This window comes from Egbenema bharatensis FJBBOT/2019, assembly GCF_048077055.1.
GTDB classification, from domain to species: domain Bacteria; phylum Cyanobacteriota; class Cyanobacteriia; order Elainellales; family Elainellaceae; genus Egbenema; species Egbenema bharatensis.
The window spans coordinates 2889464-2908955 of record NZ_CP182236.1 but is presented as its reverse complement, the minus strand read 5'-3'; the positions used below and the strand labels follow the sequence as shown (position 1 = coordinate 2908955).

Here is a 19492-nt window from a genome sequence, read left to right as displayed (position 1 = left end):
CCCTTTTACCGTCACGTTCCCAGCGTACCGTTACGTTCCCAGGCGATCGATTCCAGGCGATCGATCTCTAGGGCAAATCCGTACTACCCATCAAGTATCGATCGCACTCTCTGGCGGCTTCCCGTCCTTCATTAAAGGCCCAGACGACTAAGCTTTGTCCCCGACGGCAATCTCCAGCGGCGAAGACACCGGGAATGCTGGTGGTGTATTTGCCGTAGTCTGCCTTAACGTTACTGCGGGCATCGCGATCGAGTCCGAGGGCATCCAGGAGGGGTTGTTCGGGACCCAGGAAACCCATTGCCAGGAGGACGAGTTGGGCGGGTAACACTTTCTCCGTGCCAGGAACCGGGTTAGGAACAAATTGTCCTTTTTCGTTTCGCTCCCAAAGGACTTGCACGGTATGAACCGCTTTCACCTGACCGTACTCATCGCCTTCAAACTTCGTCGCCGTTGTTGTGTAAACTCTGGGATCATCACCAAACATCGCAGCGGCTTCTTCCTGTCCATAATCCATGCGGTAAACCTTGGGCCATTCGGGCCAGGGATTGTTCGCAGCACGTTCCGCAGGCGGTTGCGGCATAATCTCCAGTTGCGTCACGCTCTTACAACCATGACGGATGGAAGTTCCCACACAGTCGGTTCCCGTGTCGCCCCCACCAATGATGATCACATCCTTGCCAGCAGCAGAAATATAGTTTTGATTCGGATGTCCATCCAGCACCGCCTGAGTATTGGCAGTGAGAAACTCCATCGCAAAATGAATTCCATTCAAATTCCGCCCTTCGATCGGCAGGTCACGGGGACGAGTTGCACCCGTACAGAGCACCGTCGCATCAAATTCCTTCAGCAAATTCTCTGCCGGAAAGTCCTTGCCCACTTCCGTATTGCAGACAAACTTCACCCCCTCCGCCTCCAGGATGTTCAGTCGCCGCATCACGACTTCCTGCTTGTCCAGCTTCATGTTGGGGATACCATACATCAGCAGCCCACCGGGACGATCGGCTCGTTCAAACACCGTCACGGTATGTCCTGCCGTATTCAACTGGGCAGCGGCACACAACCCAGCGGGACCAGAACCAATAATCGCTACTTTCTTTCCGGTGCGCTTCGTGGGTGGATGCGCCGTAATCCAGCCTTCATCCCAACCCTTTTCGGCGATCGAATACTCAATATTCTTAATCGTCACCGGCGGATTCGTAATCCCCAACACGCAGGACCCTTCACAGGGAGCCGGACAAACGCGCCCCGTAAATTCCGGAAAATTATTGGTCTTGTGCAGGCGATCGAGTGCCTCTCTCCAAAGTCCGCGATAGACCAGATCATTCCATTCCGGAATCAGGTTATTAATCGGACATCCACTGGCCATGCCGCTAATCACCGTTCCGGTATGGCAGAAGGGAATACCGCAATCCATACAGCGGGCCCCTTGCGTTCGCAGATTTTCCTCTAGCATGGGCAGATGGAATTCATCCCAGTTGCGAATTCGATCGGCGGGAGCTACTTCAGAGGGTAATTCGCGGAGAAATTCGATGAAGCCAGTTGGTTTTCCCATAGTGGTAACTCAAGTAATTTTGAATTTTAGATTTTGGAGAGCTGGAAAATTGAAAAATTGGAAAGCGGCTAGGCAGCAACGTGATTAGCGGATCTGACGGTGGGACGATCGGCAGGGGTGGGAGAGCGTAGAGAACTTCCAGGCAAAGTCACAACCGCAACTGTATTTCCTAACAGATCAAAAAATTCAACGCTATATCCAGGTTCAAGTCCTTCCACAATATGCTGTTCTACAACGGTGCCAATGTCCCCTGCATAGAGTCTTTCATCGGGCAGGTCAGATAATAGGATGACATCTGAATAAAGTTCGTAGTTCATAACAGTTGGATCAACTTAAATTAGTCTGGAATCATCGTGATCAGCCGTGGAAGGGTTGTGCCTGTATCAATTTGCCAAACGGTTCTGACTGGAAGGAGGCGATCGATCGGAGTTTGCAAAGATGCCCTAATTTCATATCGCACTCCATAGGGAGTTTCTCGAATTCGATCCACTTCTGCGGTTAGATGATAGGCGCGAATATCTGCGTCTAATTGCTGCCAATTGTCCTGGGAATATCCGCATTGAAGTAACAGTTTTGCTTTTGTCCCACCGCGTTTATGGTTTGGATTGAGCAGATAGTTTGTGAGCTTGGATGATTCGATAATAGCAAGCTCGTGATTGGGGAGTTTCATTGCAAACCGTCATTCCATCCATTGGCTGGAAGTTCATTGAGTCAGGCAGGCTCCATCACCCAATGAACTCCACTCTCTATGGCTTAACCTCCTCCAATCCGCGCCACATCACGGGCATTTTGCTCAAAGGCAGCCGCCAAGGCATCATCGCCACTCAGTCCTGCCGCCAGGGCATCCTGGATCGCCTGGAGAACTCGCTTGTAGTCCCTGGGCATCACCTTGACAAATTTCGGCAGCATTTCATCCCACTGGTTCAGCACTTGAGCCGCTTTCTGGCTCTGGGTATAGTCGGCGTGACGTTGAATCATCTGGCGCAGATCCCGGATTTCTTCAGGGTCTTCCAGGGATTCCAGCCCCACCATTTGCTGATTACATCGGGTGGCAAAATCGCCCACTTCATCCAGGATGTAGGCAACCCCGCCGCTCATGCCTGCTGCAAAGTTGCGTCCGGTGGCACCCAGAATCACCACCTTACCGCCGGTCATGTACTCGCAGCCATGATCGCCCACTGCCTCGACCACTGCCCGCACCCCAGAGTTGCGGACACAGAAGCGTTCGCCCGCCATGCCGCGAATGTACGCCTCGCCGCCCGTTGCCCCGTAAAAAGCCACATTGCCAGTGATGATGTTTTCTTCCGGGACAAAGGTCGATCCGGCAGGGGGATAGAGAATAATCTTGCCGCCGCTCAAGCCCTTGCCCAGATAGTCATTGGCATCGCCTTCTAGTTCCAACGTCACACCTTTGGGAACGAACGCACCGAAGCTCTGTCCGGCACTGCCTTGGAAGTGGAGCTGAATCGTGTCTTCCGGTAGCCCTTCCCAATGGCGTTTGGTGATTTCGTTACCGAGGATGGTGCCCACCACGCGGTTAGTGTTCTTGATGGGTAGAGTCGCCTTGACGGGCTCTCCTCGCTCGATCGCCCCTTGGCACAGATCCAGCAGTACCGTCATATCTAGGGACTTATCGATGCCATGATCCTGGGGAATCTGGCAGTAGCGACCCACCTCTGGAGCCACTTCCGGCTGATAGAGAATCTTAGAGAAGTCCAGCCCTTTCGCCTTCCAGTGGTCAACCGCTTTTTTCGGTTCCAGCACATCCGTCCGTCCGACCATTTCATTCAGGCTGCGGAAGCCCAGTTGCGCCATCAATTCCCGGACTTCCTGGGCAATGAAGGTCATGAAGTTGACCGTGTGTTGCGGATCGCCAGTAAATTTCTCGCGCAGACGCGGATCTTGGGTCGCCACGCCGACAGGGCAGGTGTTGAGGTGACAAACCCGCATCATGATGCAGCCCAACGTCACCAAAGGAGCCGTGGCAAAGCCAAACTCTTCTGCCCCCAGCAGAGCCGCAACCACCACATCCCGCCCGGTTTTCATCTGTCCATCGGTTTCCACCACAATGCGCGATCGCAGGTTGTTCAGCACCAGGGTTTGGTGGGTTTCTGCCACGCCTAGCTCCCAGGGCAATCCGGCGTGTTTGATCGAGGTGCGAGGCGAGGCTCCGGTGCCCCCGTCATAGCCGGAAATCAGCACCACATCCGCATGGGCTTTAGAAACGCCTGCCGCGATCGTCCCAACTCCGACTTCCGAAACCAGCTTGACGCTGATCCGGGCTTCCCGGTTGGCATTCTTCAGGTCGTGGATCAGTTCTGCCAGATCCTCGATCGAGTAAATGTCGTGGTGGGGCGGAGGTGAGATTAAGCCGACACCGGGGGTCGAGTGGCGCACCTTGGCAATCCAGGGGTAGACCTTGGCTCCAGGAAGCTGTCCGCCTTCTCCCGGCTTTGCCCCCTGCGCCATTTTGATCTGAATTTCTCTCGCCTGAGACAGGTACAGGCTGGTGACTCCAAACCGACCCGATGCCACCTGCTTAATCGCACTATTTTTGGAATCGCCGCGATCGTTTGTCCAGGTGTATCTCTCCGGATCTTCGCCACCTTCCCCGGTGTTGGACTTGCCGCCGATCCGGTTCATGGCAATGGCGAGGGCTTCGTGTGCCTCTTTAGAAATCGAACCGTAGCTCATGGCTCCCGTTTTGAAGCGGGACATGATCGCCTCAATCGGTTCCACTTCATCGATCGAAATCGGTTCACGGGACTTGAACTCCAGCAATCCTCGCAGGGTGAAAAACTTTTGATTTTGTTCATTCACCAGAGCAGCATATTGCTTGTACTGTTCGTAATCGCCTTCCCGTACCGCCTTTTGCAGCGCGTGAATCGTCTGAGGGCTAAACAAATGCGCCTCTCCCTCCTTCCGCCACTGATACTCACCGCCCGCATCCAGGACATGACCATTGGTTTGGCGATCGGGGAAGGCATGGTGATGGCGCAGTACCGCTTCTTTGGTGATTACCTCCAGATCGGCTCCTTCAATCCGGGAAGCTGTCCAGGTGAAGTATTTCTCAATCACAGAATGATTCAAGCCGATCGCCTCAAAAATTTGGGCACCGCGATAGCTTTGAATCGTGGAAATACCGATCTTGGAGGCAACTTTAATTACGCCCTTAGTTGCTGCTTTGATGTAGTTCTGACAGGCTTTGGCATAATCCACATTCACCAGCATCCCTTCCTCGATCATCTCATTGATCGTTTCAAATGCCAGGTAAGGATTAATCGCACCGCAGCCATAGCCAATCAGCGTAGCAAAGTGATGCACTTCACGGGGTTCACCGGATTCCAATACTAATCCGACTCTGGTTCGTGTCCCTTCCCGAATCAGGTGATGATGCAATCCTGATACTGCCAGCAATGCCGGGATCGGAGCGAGTTGCTCATTCATTTCTCGATCGCTCAGGATGATAATGCTGGCTCCCTCCGCAATGGCGCGATCGGCTGACTCAAAGATGTTTTCCAGAGTAGCTGCCAGTCCTTCGGTACCGGACTTCGGATCAAACAGAATTGGCACTGTGATCGACTGGAATCCGCCAGACAACTGCTTCAGTTTTGCCAACTCTTCATTGCTGAGAATCGGCGTTTTCAGCTTGATCAAATGGCAGCTTTCTGGTTCCGGCTTCAGCAAATTGCGCTCCGCACCGATCGTCGTTTGCGCTGAGGTAATGATCTCTTCCCGAATCGAATCGATCGGCGGGTTCGTCACTTGGGCGAAGAGTTGTTGGAAATAATCGTACAACAGCTTGGGGCGATCGGACAGTACCGATAAGGGGGTATCCGTTCCCATGGCACCGACTGCCTCTACCCCGTCTTTTGCCATGGGTGTGAGCAGGAGTCGTAGATCCTCAAAGGTGTAGCCGAAGGCGGTTTGGCGTTGGGTGAGGGGTAAGGAGAGAGGAGGCAGGAGAGAGGAGGGAGGAGTGGGAAGAGGAAGATCGTTTAGATCAACGAGGTTTTGATTCAGCCAGTCGCGGTAAGGTTGTTCCGAGATGATTCCGGTTTTAATCTCTTCGTCAGCGACAATCCGTCCTTCTTCCATGTTGACCAGGAACATCCGACCGGGTTGTAAGCGTCCCTTCAGGGCAACCTGTTCCGGTGCAACGGGCAGAACTCCGGCTTCCGATGCCATGATCACCCGATCGTCCTTGGTGACGTAGTAGCGGGAGGGACGTAGCCCATTGCGATCGAGGACGGCTCCCATCATCGTGCCATCGGTAAAGGCGATCGAAGCCGGGCCATCCCAGGGTTCCATCAGGCAGGAATGGTACTCGTAAAACGCTTTCTTTTCGTCACTCATGGACTCGTGAGCCGTCCAGGGTTCCGGGATCATCATCATCACCGCATGGGGCAAAGAGCGTCCCGACAGCGTTAACAGTTCCAGGGCATTGTCGAAAATCAGGGAGTCACTGCCGTCAATGTTGATCACGGGCTTGATTTTGTGAATATCTTCCCCGAATAACTCCGACTCAAACAATGACTGACGGGCGTGCATCCAGTTGATATTGCCCCGCAGCGTATTAATCTCCCCGTTGTGGGCAATGTAGCGGTAGGGGTGCGATCGCTCCCAACTGGGAAAAGTATTGGTACTGAAACGAGAATGCACCAACGCCAAAGCACTTTCCAGGTCGGGATCGTGCAATTCCGGGTAATACTGCCCCACCTGCACGGGCATCAGCATTCCCTTATACACGATCGTCCGCGACGACAGGCTCGACGGATACCAGTAGGTATCCACTCCATCAGCTCGAATCGCCGTGTGGGTCAGTTTGCGAATCACGTACAGCTTCCGTTCAAAAGCCAGATCATCTGTCAGATCGGGCGATCGTTGAATAAACACCTGCTGCATAAAGGGTTCACTGGCTTTCGCCATATTCCCCAAAGAAGAGTTATCCGTTGGCACATCCCGCCAACCCAGAACATGCAGCCCTTCGTCTGCGACCACCTGTTCAAAAATTTGTCTGCTTGCCTGCCGCACTGCTGGATCCGGCGATGTGTAGATCATGCCAACGCCATACTGCCCCGCTTCCGGCAAGGCGATCCCCTGCTCCGCCATCACCCGCTTCAGAAACTTATGCGGTACTTGTAGTAAAATGCCTGCCCCGTCTCCCGTATTGGTTTCAGCCCCCACCGCCCCCCGGTGATCCAGGTTCAGGAGAATCGTCAAGCCATCCTCGACGATCGCCTGGGACTTTGCCCCCTTCATATGCACCACGAACCCAACGCCGCAGGCATCATGTTCAAACTGGGGATCGTAAAGACCTTGTTTGGTGGGCAGACTGTTGTTGTTCATAGTGCTGGTTAAAGAAGTACGAAAAGGTGGCATTCTGTCAAAAAAGATGAAAACGATCGCTCATTCACGATAATCAATTGACCATTACCATAACAATTAACTGACCATTAGAACTGATCCTCAAAAACCATCAAATGTCATCACTTCACCACAAAATATTTCGATGGCTGATTCCAGCGATCAAGGTCAACCGCATTGCTTGATATCGATCGATTCCAGGCTGATTATTCTAGCAATTTGGGTACGCTAATTTGGATTCTCCAACAAGAATCCGGCTAAGGCGCAGGTCTTAAGGAAATTGTCATATCCAGTTCGACAACTGTGACCAGAATAAATAATTATATTGATATGTTAATTACTGTAAATAACCTGCAAAAACTATGTCGTGAACTGCTTTGCTTCTGTCTAGTTAGCGATCATGGTTATGTAGACAACGCATAGTTTATACGTTGTTTAAGAATTTTGAACGCATGATCTTTTCAGAGCATTGTCTAAGGAGTGCAATATGGCAGCAATTTCTCCTCAAACGGTCTATGACAATCTCAATCAACTGTAGCAGGAAGATGTAGTAAATAGTGCCGTTTGTCGTGAGATGGCGCAGGAAGTCCTGGCCAATCCAGAGGTGAGTTTAAGCTGGCGACAGGCGATCTCAGAACGGTTGAATCAGGCGAATCGGCTGCTGGCAATGCTCACAGTTGGCAGAGACGATAGTTATTAGACAGTTATTAAGGGATCTGGGGATCTTCTGGGATCGATCGCGGTCAGGCGTTCAGGTCTTTTCGGTTGCAGCAGGATGCCGTTCAACATTTTGCTTATACCACTGCATCAGCGGCGTGGCACTCACCCCGTGAATGGTCACAGAAATCACAACCACAATGAACGTTGTCCAGGCGATCAGTTCTCCCACCTCGCCTGCCAACCCTTCCCCCAGAGCATAGGACAGGTAATAGAGCGACCCCACCCCCCGAATGCCAAACCAGCCAAAGAACCAGCGGGTTGCCGGGTGAATGGGGGAGCCGATCGTGCTGATCCAGGCTCCAACGGGACGAATCACGAACAGTAAGATGGCTGTCACCAGCAGGGCGGGCAGCGCAAACCGTAGGATTGGCTCAATTCGCAACAGTGAGCCAAGCAGCAGGATCGTGCCAACCTCGGTCAGTTTTTCAAGCTGCTCCATGAAGCGCAGGCGAGAAACGGTTTTAGGTGTGTTAAATCGCTGGCGAGAGACAACTACCCCAGAAACAAACACTGCCAGGAAGCCGTAGCTGTGGACGAGTTCAGCGATCGCATACACGATCAGGATCGTACTCAGCCCCACAAAGTCCTCCATCAGTTCATCCACGGGCCGATACCGTTGCAGGTGATGTTCTACCCAGATCAAAGCTTTGGTGATCACAATACCGACCGCCAGCCCTGCCCCGATCGCCCAGATTAAATCGATGGCGACCCAGCGACCAAACCAGTCCTGCCAGTTGTCGTTTTCCAACCAGTGCAGCCCAAAGTAGACAAAGGGAAAAGCCAGGGCATCATTCAGCCCACCTTCCGAGGTTAAGCCAAACCGCAGTTCATCCCGGTCTTCTGGGTCGTCTAGCTGTACTTCCGATGCCAGAACCGGATCGGTTGGAGCTAAAATCGCTCCCAGCAGAATTGCTTCTCCCCACTCCAGTCTCAGGAGCCAATGCCCGATCGCTGCGATCGCAAAGATAGAAATTGGCATCAAAAATCCAATTAACCGAATGGTCGAATTCCAGGCCCACCGGGTTAACGGGCGGTTCATTTTCAACCCACAGCTAAACAGCGAGATCAGTACAACAAATTCGGTGAGCCGTTCCAAAAAATTGGTGTCTGGACGGAGCTGAATCAGGTTCCAACCGTAGGGACTGAGCAGAATTCCGACAATCAGGTAAATCAGGGCATAGGATAGCGGCAATCGCTGAATCCAGCCTGATCCCAGCACGACAAGCAGCAGCAACAACCCAATGACAAGCAGATCAAGAATATAAATGTCCACAGGAGATATCCACAGGCTATTGATTCGCGAGAAAAATTGGCAAAGGAGTGCTTCCTTACTCTAGGCGCGGCGTTCTGAGCCTGGTTTCAACCTGAGATAGATCTTTTAAGATCAATTCCTTGCCCCTTGAGACGGCTTGAAAAATTCGTCCCATCTTCTGCCCTCCGCCCTCTGCCGATTGGACGAAAGCAGGATAAGATCTAGAGTCTGAGATGGGGGAAAGCGATGCTAGCCAAGCGGATTTTGCCGTGCTTAGATGTCAAGGCGGGGCGGGTGGTGAAGGGGATCAACTTTGTTGATCTGCGGGATGCGGGTGATCCGGTGGAACTGGCTCAGGTGTACAACGATGCGGGAGCCGATGAGCTGGTGTTTCTGGATATCACCGCCACCCATGAGGATCGAAACATTATCTTTGATGTGGTGTATCGGACTGCCGAGCAGGTGTTTATTCCCCTCACTGTAGGCGGCGGGATTCAATCCCTGGAGACGATTCGGGATCTGTTGCGGGCCGGAGCCGATAAGGTCAGTATTAACTCCGCAGCGGTGCGGGATCCCGACTTGATCAACCGAGCCAGCGATCGCTTCGGCAACCAGTGTATTGTGGTGGCGATCGATGCCCGTCGCCGGGAGGATCGGGATAATCCTGGATGGGATGTCTATGTCCGGGGGGGACGGGAGAATACGGGGATCGATGCGATCGAGTGGGCTAAGTCAGTCGCAGAACGTGGGGCTGGAGAGTTGTTAGTCACCAGCATGGATGCGGATGGCACCCAGGCGGGCTACGATCTGGAACTGACACGGACGATCGCTGAACAGGTGGAAATTCCGGTGATTGCCTCCGGTGGGGCGGGAACCTGTCAGCACATCTATGAAGCCCTTACCGAGGGCAGGGCAGAGGCCGCGTTGTTGGCCTCTTTGCTGCATTACGGCCAGTTAACAGTGGCAGAAATCAAACAATACCTGGGCGATCGTCAGGTCACTGTCCGGCAGACCTGATCCTTGCAGCGTTTCCATCGTTTGATCATTTCCAGCCTGAATCCTTGCAGTTAATCCCTTACGAGTCCTTGCCCATCCTCCATCGGGGTATAACCTTCAAATAAGTCCAGGGGTAAATGTCCATACATTTCATTCAGTCCAGTCTCATAGGCAGACTGACAGGACACTAACACGCCCCGGTGATCCCCCAGGTAAGAATCGGCGTAGCATAGACCGGATTTGGGGTTGAACTTAATATAGACTGCCCCCTGGATCGGCTCAAACCTGGGTTCAGGATGAGATCCCAGGGCAGCAGCGTAGGTTTCCAGGGCCGCTGTCCCTGTACCAGCGTATCGGCACAAATTCCCAGCATTTGATAGTCTGACTGACCGGCAACCTGGAGCAACGCCTGCTGAAGCTGTGTCCGTTCCGGTAATGCTTCGGGAGTCCCGGTCAGACAATCAAACTGTTTAAGGAGCGTATGGGCTTCTTGTAGGTTCATCATTTTTGTTCTAAAAGTTTTGCAATTCAACCTGAAAGGTTATGGAACGTTTAAGGGGAAAATTCTTTAATTTGTCAATTGATGTTTTTGGTTTTAGTTGATCCCCATTTGGTTTTAGTCAAAAACCGTGATTTTACCTAAAAATCTTCTAATCAACACTTGATATTTGAAATGTGACCAGAATTTAACAGGAGTATAAAGATAATCTAAATCGTTATTTTCTCTTTGGGATCGCTGGAAGATAAGCCTATTAACCGTTTGACTGTCCTAATTGCCCCAAAATTGAACATTAATTTGCGGAGAAAATGAAGTCAGTCATATTTTAGGGACTCCAGTAACTATGAGAGCCAAAAGTTGTGCGATTTCGTCCTGCCGCCACTGTTTGTTTTACGAATCTATGGGGCGAAGGGGTGGACAATGTCGTCAGCTCGGTGTTCCCGTACAGAGTTACTGGAAAACCTGCTCCCTTGCAGTTCCTCCTTTTATACCCGCCTGGGAAAGGCTGGAACCCCTGGTTGCCCTCAGTCAGGTGGCGATCGAAGAAGTCCAGGCGATCGTCCCAGCAACCGATCCCCCAATTTATGCCGTAGTTCATGCTGCTGATCCCCAGGTTGTCACGACTCCGTAAATGCTGAACTTGTAGCTGTATCTTTAACATCTCGATCGAATTACGAATTCACTTACTGTCAAACCAGCCTAATAATCAAAACCAACATGAGGGCGCACTGCTGTGCGCCCCTACGGGATTCGTTATTTTTTGCATGCGCTGGTTAATCACTCACCACATCTTCCTCTACCTGGGTTGCCTCCTCTACGGTGCTGCCGTTGAAATAAACTTCCAAAACCTGCCTGACCATGGGTGCTGTCACCTTACCGCCACCCCCACCGGAGTTTTCTGCAAAGGCAACTACGACTATTTCGGGGTTATCCAGAGGAGCATAGGCCCCAAACCAGGCATGAGATAAACGCGGTGGATCTTCTGCTGTTCCAGTTTTGCCTGCGATCGGTGGTAGCGAAGGAACGTTGAGGCTTTGTGCCGTTCCCCCAGTAATGACCTCACGTAATCCTTCTTGCAAAATTCGTAGCGTCGTCGGGGAAATATCAACCGATTCTCGCCAACTACTCGCTTCCTGGTTGCTCATCAGCAGGTGAGGTCGGATCCGGTAGCCGCCATTGGCTGGAACGGCGAACATTACCGCCACCTGAAGCGGAGAGCTTTGTAAATACCCCTGCCCGATCGACATATTGACCGCATCTCCGGCATACCAGGGTTCATTCAGTTCTGCCTGCTTCCAGGCTCCATCGGGAACCAGACCCGCCGCTTCTTCCCTGGCAATCTCAATGCCTGTTTTTTGCCCAAAGCCAAACCGTCGCGTCCACTGAATCAGGGGTGTTCCTCCCATCGTCAGAGCAGTTTGGTAGAAGAAAGTATCACTACTCCAGGCCATTGCACCCTGAAAATCCAGGGGCCAAATCCCGCCCGGTTCCAGTCCCAGAACTGAATGCCACCCACTTCAACGTAGGGATAGGTGGGTAATACGGTTCCGGGTGGAAAAGCTCCAGATTCGATCGCGGCTGCCGTAGTCACGATCTTGAAGGTACTGGCGGGGGGATACCCCTGCAGCGATCGGTTCACAAAGGGAAAATCCAGGCTTTGGAGCTGCTGCCATTGTGCGTCCGTAATATACGTGGAAAACAGATTGGGATCAAAGGCAGGACGGCTGACCATCGCCAGAATTTCACCATTGTTGGGGTTCAACGCAACGATCGCCCCTTTGCGGTTCCCTAAAACGGTTTCCGCAGCCCGTTGCAGGTCAAGATCCAGGGTCAGTTGCACATCATCGCCCGCCTCTGTCGGCTTCTCCTCCATGATCCGCAGCACCCGACCTGCGCCATCCACTTCCACCTGCTGTCCGCCCCATTCGCCCCGCAACTGCGACTCAAAAGCTGACTCTACCCCCATCTGCCCAATCACATCACCTAGACGGTAGCCATCATTTTGGCGCAGTCTCAGGTCTTCATCGCTCATTTCCCCGGTGTAGCCCAATACATGGGCCGCCAGATCCCCGTAGGGATAATTCCGCACCGCTTCCGGTTCGACCTGCACACCTTTCAACTCCTGACTGAATTCTGCCAGTGCCGTTACCTGGGCCGGACTCAACCCTCTAGCAATCCGTACCCGTACTGGAGAGGTATATCCGGCTTGCTCCAAGCGATCTTCAATCTCCTGAAGCGGAATATTCAGCACTTCTGCTAATTGAGGCAAGATGGGTGCCCAGTCCTGCTTGCGGTTGGCGATCGGCCATAGAAAGACGGCATAGGACAACCGATTTCCAGCCAAAATCCGACCTTTGCGATCCAGGATTCTGCCGCGTTCAGGCTGGCGGGGAATTAAGCGAATCCGGTTGTCATCTGCCAACTGCCGATTTCGTTCCCCCTGAAGCAGCTGGAGATAGGCCAAACGGGAGGCAATACCGCCCACCATAATGACCGTGATCATGAGCATCACCATTAACGACTGATACCGCCGCCCAACGGTGCGCCCGTTAGAGTGTTGAGCATAGGGGGAATGTTGAGTTAAAGCCATAGACAGTCGCAGTGTATATGATCCGTCGATGTGACTATCCAAAACCCTCAGCAGAGTTTTTGGAAAAAGTTACAAAAGTACCTTCATCAGTCTACCGTTAGTTTTTCCCTTCGTTGGGATCGGTAAGGATAGAGGTCTGCGTAGAAGTCGATCGATCGCCGTGATTTCAGGATGAGATGAGTCGGACAACGGGATCTTCTACTTTTTTAATCAAGCTAACTGTCTAAAAGGTGACGAGATGAGAATGGTTCTTGCGGTATGCTATGGAGCGAAAATTAATGGTCGATCGCACATCGGGCCGTTAGTCGATCGCAAATGATTGATTGCAAGATCAGGAGGTTAGGGGTTACAGGGTTCACGGGTTGTTTGGATCAGGGGTTATTGGATTTATGGGAAATCGTTCAACTATGGCGCAGACCGTGGCACAGGATCGTTCGATCGCTGAAATCGATACCAAACTGGATGTAGAACTCCGAAAAGTGTTCAAAGTCTTTCAGGGGGAAACGGCAGTTCGAGGCATTGATCTCGATATTCGGCAAGGGGAGTTTTTCAGTATTCTCGGGCCATCAGGCTGCGGCAAGACAACAACACTGCGGCTAATTGCCGGATTTGAAGATCCAACAGGCGGTGAAGTATTGATTCGGGGGCGATCGATGCTGAATGTTCCCCCATACCGTCGTCCGGTGAATACCGTTTTTCAAAGCTATGCTCTGTTCAACCATCTCACAGTCTGGGAAAACGTCGCCTTTGGCTTGCGCCTGAAGAAAAGTAGCAAAGCGGAACTTCAGGATCGCGTCCGTGATGCGCTGCGGTTGGTAAAAATGGAATCCTTTGCCCGTCGCTATCCGGCTCAATTATCCGGTGGGCAACAGCAACGAGTCGCCCTGGCCCGGGCTCTGGTCAACCGTCCCACCGTTGTGCTGTTAGATGAACCCCTGGGTGCCCTGGACTTAAAACTGCGCAAGGAAATGCAGGTGGAGCTGTCTAACTTGCACCGGGAGTTGGGGGTAACCTTTGTCATGGTGACTCACGATCAGGAGGAGGCTCTCAGCCTGTCCGATCGCATTGCCGTAATGAATGCTGGAAGAATAGAGCAAATTGGCACTCCCAGCGAAATTTATGAAAATCCCACAACCCCCTTTGTTGCCGATTTCATCGGAGATACTAATCTTTTTCAGGGCAAAATTTCAGCCACCCATACCTCTGCAATGGAGATCGTTACCGAAAAGGGCTTAAAAATGTGGGTCAAGCCCCAGGGGGCATGGAACGGTTCTCCCCCGTCGGATATTGTCGTCAGCGTTCGCCCCGAAAAAATTCAGGTGGGAACCCATGAATCCAGTGGCTCTCATGTATCCTCTGCATCCCCTGCAGCCGACAGGCAAGTTGATCCAGTGAATTGCTATGAGGGTACGTTAAAGAACATGATGTACCTTGGTACTCACGTTCACTATGTAGTGGAGTTGATCACAGGCGATCGGCTAACGGTTCTTCAGCCCAATCGTTCCCGTGCCTTCCATCTTCACGATCCCATCCAGGTTTTCTGGTCAGCAAACGATTGTTTGGCGCTGGCAGTCCAAGAGCGAAACGGTATTCCCCTGTATGATTCGATCCCATAATTCAGCTCTGACTATGGCCCAGTAAGAACCTATCTGAAAACCCTGTCAGGGGGTTTGGATGCCAAAAACTCTAGCGATTCGGATAGGCACTAAGAATAACTCCAACGTTGATTGCAGTTTTTGTGGTTAGTTTTTGTAGTTAGACGAGGATTTTGCCATGTCACCCCGGAATGTTCGACCGAGTAGAATGCGATCGACGGTTCGATCGTCCACAACCCGTAGACGATTCCTGTTGGGGTCTGCTACAGCTTTATCAAGCGTGCTCTTGAGCAACTGTACTCGCAATCTCAGGGGAACAGACCCAACCGCCGACCCAACCGATGCAGACCCTTCTCCTGCTCCAGCAGCCGGGGATCCTGGAACGCTGCACATCTATACCTGGAGTAGCTACGTTGATGATGAAGCACTGAGAGCCTTTGAGGCGCAAACCGGCATTCGACCGATCGTAGACATTTACGATTCCAATGAGGCCATGCTGGCTCGAATGCAGGCGGGCGGGGGAACTGCCTATAGCATCATCTATCCGTCTGACTACATGGTAGTAGAAATGATTGAGATGGAAATGCTAACGGAACTCGATCGATCGCGCCTGAACGGGTTGGATGAATTGAAATCTCAGTGGCAAAATCCGGTCTACGATCCCAACAATACCCATAGCGTGCCCTACGCCTGGGGGACAACGGGCTTGATTTACGATCCGGAAGTCCTGGGGGAAGAAGTTACTGAATGGGACTACCTCTGGCAAAACCGCGATCGGTTGAATCGTCAAATCACGCTTTTGAACGATGTGCGGGAAACAAAGGGAGCCGCCCTGAAGTATCTCGGCTATTCCTACAACTCCACTGACCCGGAGGAGATTGAAGCAGCCTTTGCAGCCCTGATGGAGCTAAGGCCGGCTGTGGCAAATTTCCTCTCCGATGGCTGGCAAGATCAACTAGCAGGTGAAGATTTGCTGGTTTCTATGGCCTACTCCGTAGACGCTCTAACCCTGATGGATGAATACCCCAATCTGGTCTATGTGATTCCAGAGGAAGGCTCATCGGTTTGGACGGACACAATGGTGATTCCCACTACGGCTCCGAATGTGGATGCGGCCTATGAATGGATTAACTTCATGATGGATAGTGATAACTCGGCCAGCCTGGTGGAACGGTTGAAGTTCTCCACGCCTTTAGAATCTGCCTTTGACAAATTACCCGATGAACTGAGATCGGATACCGATCTGTTTCCACCCGATGAAATTCTGGCTCGATGCGAGGGGATTGCGCCGATTCCGGAGGATGCCCTGGCTCTGTACGATCGCTACTGGACGCAGTTAACAAGCTAATGTCTACCACCACCTCCCCTCCTTCCCTGCCTCAATCTCCTAAATCTAGAGGTCTCTGGCAGCAACACCTGGCTGGATTAATTCAGCCCCTGCTGCTGTTGATGCCCTCTGGCGTATGGCTTTTGCTGCTGCTGGTCTTTCCGACGCTGTTGATTTTGGAACTGAGCCTGGTTCCGGGGTACCGTCTGGGGCAGGTGGCCGGAGATTATGGCTTGGGAAATTACCTGGATATCTTGCAGCCGGTTTATCTTCAGGTGATTGGCCGATCGATCCTGTTTGCGTTGGGCACAACGATCCTTTGCCTGTTGCTGGGCTTTCCAGTGGCTTACTGGATTGCGGTAATGGCTCCCAAACAGTGGCGAAATGTGCTGTTGGTGGCCTTTGTGCTGCCGTTGTGGACTTCTTCGCTATTGCGGGCCTATGCCTGGATTACAATCCTGCGCAATAGTGGAGTGCTGAATACGGTTCTGCGATCGATCGGGCTACCGGGGCAAAGTTGGCTGAATGATATGCCTGCGGTGTTTATTGGCATGACCTATGGCTTTTTGCCCTATATGGTGCTGATTCTGTATGCTTCATTGGAAAAGCTGGATAAACGGCTCCTGGAGGCAGCGGCAGATTTAGGGGCGACTCCCTACCAGGCTTTTTGGAAAATTACGGTTCCCCAAACTCTCCCTGGCATTGCCGCAGGAGGATTACTGGTGTTCATTACCAGCGTTGGGGATTTTGTTGTTCCGGAACTATTGGGGGGAGCATCCAGCATGACGATGTCTCGCCTGATTTATAACCAATTCCTGGGGGCAACGCGCAACTGGGGCTTTGGGTCTGCCCTCAGTATGGTGATGATCCTTGCCGTCAGTATTGCCATTGCCCTCTTGCTCAAGTATGGCGATCGCTCCAGTGACTTGACCTGAGGATCGTCAATGAGACTCTACTCGGTTCCTATGCCTACCCATCAATTTCAGAAATCTCAAAGCTATGTCTGCTGCAAAATCTCGCCCAAGCTGGCAACTGATCTTCACGATCGCCATGTATGGCTTTATGTACCTGCCGATCGGAATTTTGGCTTTCTACAGCTTTAATGCTTCCCGCTACAGCTCTCGCTGGGAGGGATTTAGTCTGCGCTGGTATGTCAGCCTGCTGAATGATTCGCGGATTCTTTCATCGCTGTGGGACAGCCTGACGGTGGCGATCGTTGCGGTGGCCATTTCTGCGGTGCTGGGAACGATGATGGCCGTAGGGCTGGCAAAGTATCAGTTTCGCGGAAAAGGTCTGTATCGCGGAATTTCCTACCTGCCATTGATTATTCCCGATATTGCGATCGCCGTGGCCACGCTGGTGTTTTTAGTCACCCTCAGCAGTGTGTTTAGCTTTGTCCGCCTGAGTATCTGGACAATTATTGCAGCCCATATTGTGTTTTGCTTGGCCTACATTGCAGTGGTTGTTTCAACCCGTTTAGCGGGCTTAAATCCGGATCTGGAGGAAGCGGCTCTGGATTTGGGGGCAACCCCCAGACAGGCCTTTATCAAGGTGCTGCTGCCGGAACTAATGCCTGCGATTCTATCAGGATGTTTGCTGGCGTTTGTTTTGAGTATGGATGATTTGCTGATTTCCAGTTTTACGGCGGGAAGTGGAGCGAGTACCCTGCCAATGGAAATCTTTAGCCGGGTTCGGACGGGAGTTAGACCGGATATCAATGCCTTGAGTGTGATTCTGATTCTGGTTTCTGGAATGCTGGCGTTTGTTTCAGAATACTTTCGCTACCGCAGCGATCAACGGCGATCGAATTAGGGATTTCGAGCATGAATCAAGGTATGAATCAAACCAATGCTGAACGAATCAAATCGCTGCCATCGCGCCAGATGGCGATCGATTCTCCGAGTTTACGGTGACGGTCGAGGGCTTGGGCGATCGCGGCTTTTATTCCTTACATTACAAACAGATGCGCTTCCGGTGCTGTCACCACTGAGAATTGAGCGGCACAACGTCGAAGTTGTGCGGCGGCAAGCAACCTATGGCTCTCACCCGATCACTTAACGCCCGTCCGTTGCACCGGAATTATGGGGGACAGCGTTTGCGACAAGCTGACAATGCGATCGCAATCTATATCTCCTAACGAACCTAACCACCATTTTGCTGCTTGACTTGCTGCAACAACTCTTGAATGGATAAAACGGATATAGGTGAACTCAAAAAGCCTTGAGCATCACGGGTCACAATTGCTTCTGCTCCTTGGTTAACGGCACTAAAAATTTGGACAGCATCTTCAAAATCAGCTAAGCCAGAGTTAAAAGCCGATTCCAGAACGACTCGATCAACCGGACAAATCATCATGGCGGTCAGTATTTCTGAGATTGCTTGCCGCGCTTGCTCAACACTACGGGTGTGCCTGCGTGAGATATAGAAAATATCCATTAGTGTTGTTGCTGTAACATAGCCAACAATCTCGCCTACATCAATTGCCCGAAACAGCAGTTCTGCATCCTGAAAAAATGGTTCTCGTTGTAGCAAAAAATCTAGAACAATATTAGTATCAACTAAAACTCTCACTGAAGATACTGCTCCACCCGTCTCTCTTCTAGCATCACTGCCACTTCTTCATCTGTCGGTGCAGGCTGCTCTGTTTTTAACAATCCCCTCATCCGCCGAATTGCACTAGAGCGGTTTGGTCGAGCAACAGTCGTATCTTGCAAGGACTCAACGATAGCAGAGATCAGTGCGAGGCGATCGCTGGGTGGCAACTTAAAGATTTGCGCTTTTAGTTCTTGTGACAACATAGACTGCTCCCAAGTTCAACGGGATTTATCATCTAGTATGAGCGATCCTATCTTGAGTGGGCAAACTGATTATTTACGTTACGGCTTCCAGTCACTTGTTCACTCTCCAGAAGATGCTTGCTGTAATCAATTCTCTTGTGCCCAGAGCTACTTTCGTCCGTCCACTGCCGTGGAGTGCTGGGCGGTGGGATCCCAAATCGTTTTACCTGAACCAACTGTCCCAGGAAACTGCCAACCCATTTGAGAAACCGTGTTGATGACTGCACATATCAGATTGACCGTATGTCGCTGTACATGATCATTGAAGAAACCTACGTACGATCGCAACTTCAATAGCCAGTCCGATCGCCCTACTTCGTTGATTGGGCGGGTAGGATGCTCACCCCACAAGAATTACGGAATGTCATCATAAACGTTCGTTGCTAATCCTCTACGCTCCAAGCCCTCAAGGATATTGTGCGATTCCACAAGTTCTCGATTCTCTGGCTTCCGCAACCACTCCGTTAACGCTTCCACAACAATATCGCTGAGTGTCCAATCCTTCCCTGCATTTTTAAACGGTGCGATCGCCCGAATCAGGAAATCAATATCTTGGGGAACCTGTGCCCGGAATTGAACAGTTTTAGCTTTAGCCATTACGGAGCCGGAAGAGCAACGGTGCAATTTTGCCATAGAGCAAACAGTACTTTAATAAATCTGCTGTTCTGCTGTTGTGCTGTTCTGCTTTGTGCAATAATAAATTCATCTAAAAAATACCCAGAAGCTTTGCGCTTCCTGGGTTGCGTATTAATGGAGA

Annotated in this window: 16 protein-coding genes and 2 pseudogenes; 8 read left to right on the top strand and 10 right to left on the bottom strand. The window is 51.6% G+C overall.

Annotated features, from left to right (window positions below):
• Nucleotides 1–67: 67 nt before the first annotated feature.
• The 4 genes from gltD to gltB all read right to left on the bottom strand — a co-directional run bounded on the left by gltD (nucleotide 68) and on the right by gltB (nucleotide 6901).
• On the bottom strand, nucleotides 68–1552 hold the full coding sequence (gene gltD / locus ACM1PF_RS13450; RefSeq protein ID WP_416675300.1) for a glutamate synthase small subunit: 1485 nt from the start codon (nucleotides 1550–1552) through the stop codon (nucleotides 68–70).
• A 68-nt stretch (nucleotides 1553–1620) separates the two neighbouring features.
• Nucleotides 1621–1869 (bottom strand): DUF4926 domain-containing protein, encoded by a 249-nt coding sequence (locus tag ACM1PF_RS13445; RefSeq protein ID WP_416675296.1) that lies wholly within the window; start codon nucleotides 1867–1869, stop codon nucleotides 1621–1623.
• Nucleotides 1870–1889: 20 nt separating this feature from the next.
• Nucleotides 1890–2222 carry a DUF6883 domain-containing protein gene (locus ACM1PF_RS13440; RefSeq protein ID WP_416675293.1) on the bottom strand — a complete coding sequence of 111 codons (333 nt, stop codon included), beginning with the start codon at nucleotides 2220–2222 and terminating at the stop codon, nucleotides 1890–1892.
• A gap of 83 nt (nucleotides 2223–2305) precedes the next feature.
• Complete coding sequence (gene gltB, locus ACM1PF_RS13435; RefSeq protein ID WP_416675290.1) at nucleotides 2306–6901, bottom strand: glutamate synthase large subunit; 4596 nt, start codon at nucleotides 6899–6901, stop codon at nucleotides 2306–2308.
• Nucleotides 6902–7493: 592 nt separating this feature from the next.
• Between gltB and ACM1PF_RS13430 the strand changes: the two genes are divergently transcribed.
• Nucleotides 7494–7619 (top strand): hypothetical protein, encoded by a 126-nt coding sequence (locus tag ACM1PF_RS13430; protein ID WP_416675288.1) that lies wholly within the window; start codon nucleotides 7494–7496, stop codon nucleotides 7617–7619.
• 51 nt (nucleotides 7620–7670) lie between these two features.
• Here the strand turns inward: ACM1PF_RS13430 and ACM1PF_RS13425 are convergent, their stop codons facing one another.
• On the bottom strand, nucleotides 7671–8912 hold the full coding sequence (locus ACM1PF_RS13425) for a cation:proton antiporter (RefSeq protein WP_416675286.1): 1242 nt from the start codon (nucleotides 8910–8912) through the stop codon (nucleotides 7671–7673).
• A gap of 225 nt (nucleotides 8913–9137) precedes the next feature.
• On the opposite strand from ACM1PF_RS13425, the gene hisF reads away from it, so the two are divergent.
• Entirely contained in the window at nucleotides 9138–9908 is a 771-nt protein-coding gene (gene hisF, locus ACM1PF_RS13420) for an imidazole glycerol phosphate synthase subunit HisF (RefSeq protein WP_416675284.1), read from the top strand.
• 50 nt (nucleotides 9909–9958) lie between these two features.
• On the opposite strand, the pseudogene ACM1PF_RS13415 reads toward hisF, so the two are convergent.
• Nucleotides 9959–10344, bottom strand: a pseudogene (locus ACM1PF_RS13415) (DUF1824 family protein).
• 385 nt (nucleotides 10345–10729) lie between these two features.
• Between ACM1PF_RS13415 and ACM1PF_RS13410 the strand changes: the two are divergent.
• Nucleotides 10730–11017 (top strand): hypothetical protein, encoded by a 288-nt coding sequence (locus ACM1PF_RS13410; protein WP_416675281.1) that lies wholly within the window; start codon nucleotides 10730–10732, stop codon nucleotides 11015–11017.
• 142 nt (nucleotides 11018–11159) lie between these two features.
• Here the strand turns inward: ACM1PF_RS13410 and mrdA are convergent.
• Nucleotides 11160–12976, bottom strand: a pseudogene (gene mrdA, locus ACM1PF_RS13405) (penicillin-binding protein 2).
• A gap of 407 nt (nucleotides 12977–13383) precedes the next feature.
• Between mrdA and ACM1PF_RS13400 the strand changes: the two are divergent.
• The 5 genes from ACM1PF_RS13400 (at nucleotide 13384) to ACM1PF_RS13380 (ending at nucleotide 17956) form a co-directional block, all read left to right on the top strand.
• A complete protein-coding gene (locus tag ACM1PF_RS13400; protein WP_416675279.1) occupies nucleotides 13384–14592 on the top strand; it encodes an ABC transporter ATP-binding protein in 1209 nt (402 codons plus the stop codon).
• Nucleotides 14593–14749: 157 nt separating this feature from the next.
• A complete protein-coding gene (locus tag ACM1PF_RS13395; RefSeq protein ID WP_416675276.1) occupies nucleotides 14750–15919 on the top strand; it encodes an ABC transporter substrate-binding protein in 1170 nt (389 codons plus the stop codon).
• Entirely contained in the window at nucleotides 15919–16833 is a 915-nt protein-coding gene (locus ACM1PF_RS13390; RefSeq protein ID WP_416675273.1) for an ABC transporter permease, read from the top strand. Before ACM1PF_RS13395 ends, ACM1PF_RS13390 begins: the two co-directional genes overlap by 1 nt.
• 64 nt (nucleotides 16834–16897) lie before the next feature.
• Entirely contained in the window at nucleotides 16898–17710 is an 813-nt protein-coding gene (locus ACM1PF_RS13385; protein WP_416675271.1) for an ABC transporter permease, read from the top strand.
• 36 nt (nucleotides 17711–17746) lie between these two features.
• Nucleotides 17747–17956 (top strand): hypothetical protein, encoded by a 210-nt coding sequence (locus ACM1PF_RS13380; protein ID WP_416675269.1) that lies wholly within the window; start codon nucleotides 17747–17749, stop codon nucleotides 17954–17956.
• Nucleotides 17957–18040: 84 nt separating this feature from the next.
• On the opposite strand, the gene ACM1PF_RS13375 is transcribed toward ACM1PF_RS13380, so the two are convergent.
• The 3 genes from ACM1PF_RS13375 to ACM1PF_RS13365 all read right to left on the bottom strand — a co-directional run bounded on the left by ACM1PF_RS13375 (nucleotide 18041) and on the right by ACM1PF_RS13365 (nucleotide 19332).
• Nucleotides 18041–18469: a type II toxin-antitoxin system VapC family toxin gene (locus tag ACM1PF_RS13375; protein ID WP_416675267.1), complete on the bottom strand. Its 429-nt coding sequence runs from the start codon at nucleotides 18467–18469 to the stop codon at nucleotides 18041–18043.
• Nucleotides 18466–18696: a hypothetical protein gene (locus ACM1PF_RS13370; protein ID WP_416675265.1), complete on the bottom strand. Its 231-nt coding sequence runs from the start codon at nucleotides 18694–18696 to the stop codon at nucleotides 18466–18468. The genes ACM1PF_RS13375 and ACM1PF_RS13370 overlap by 4 nt, the downstream gene beginning before the upstream one ends.
• Before the next feature lie 393 nt (nucleotides 18697–19089).
• A complete protein-coding gene (locus ACM1PF_RS13365; RefSeq protein WP_416675263.1) occupies nucleotides 19090–19332 on the bottom strand; it encodes a hypothetical protein in 243 nt (80 codons plus the stop codon).
• Between the last annotated feature and the right edge of the window lie 160 nt (nucleotides 19333–19492).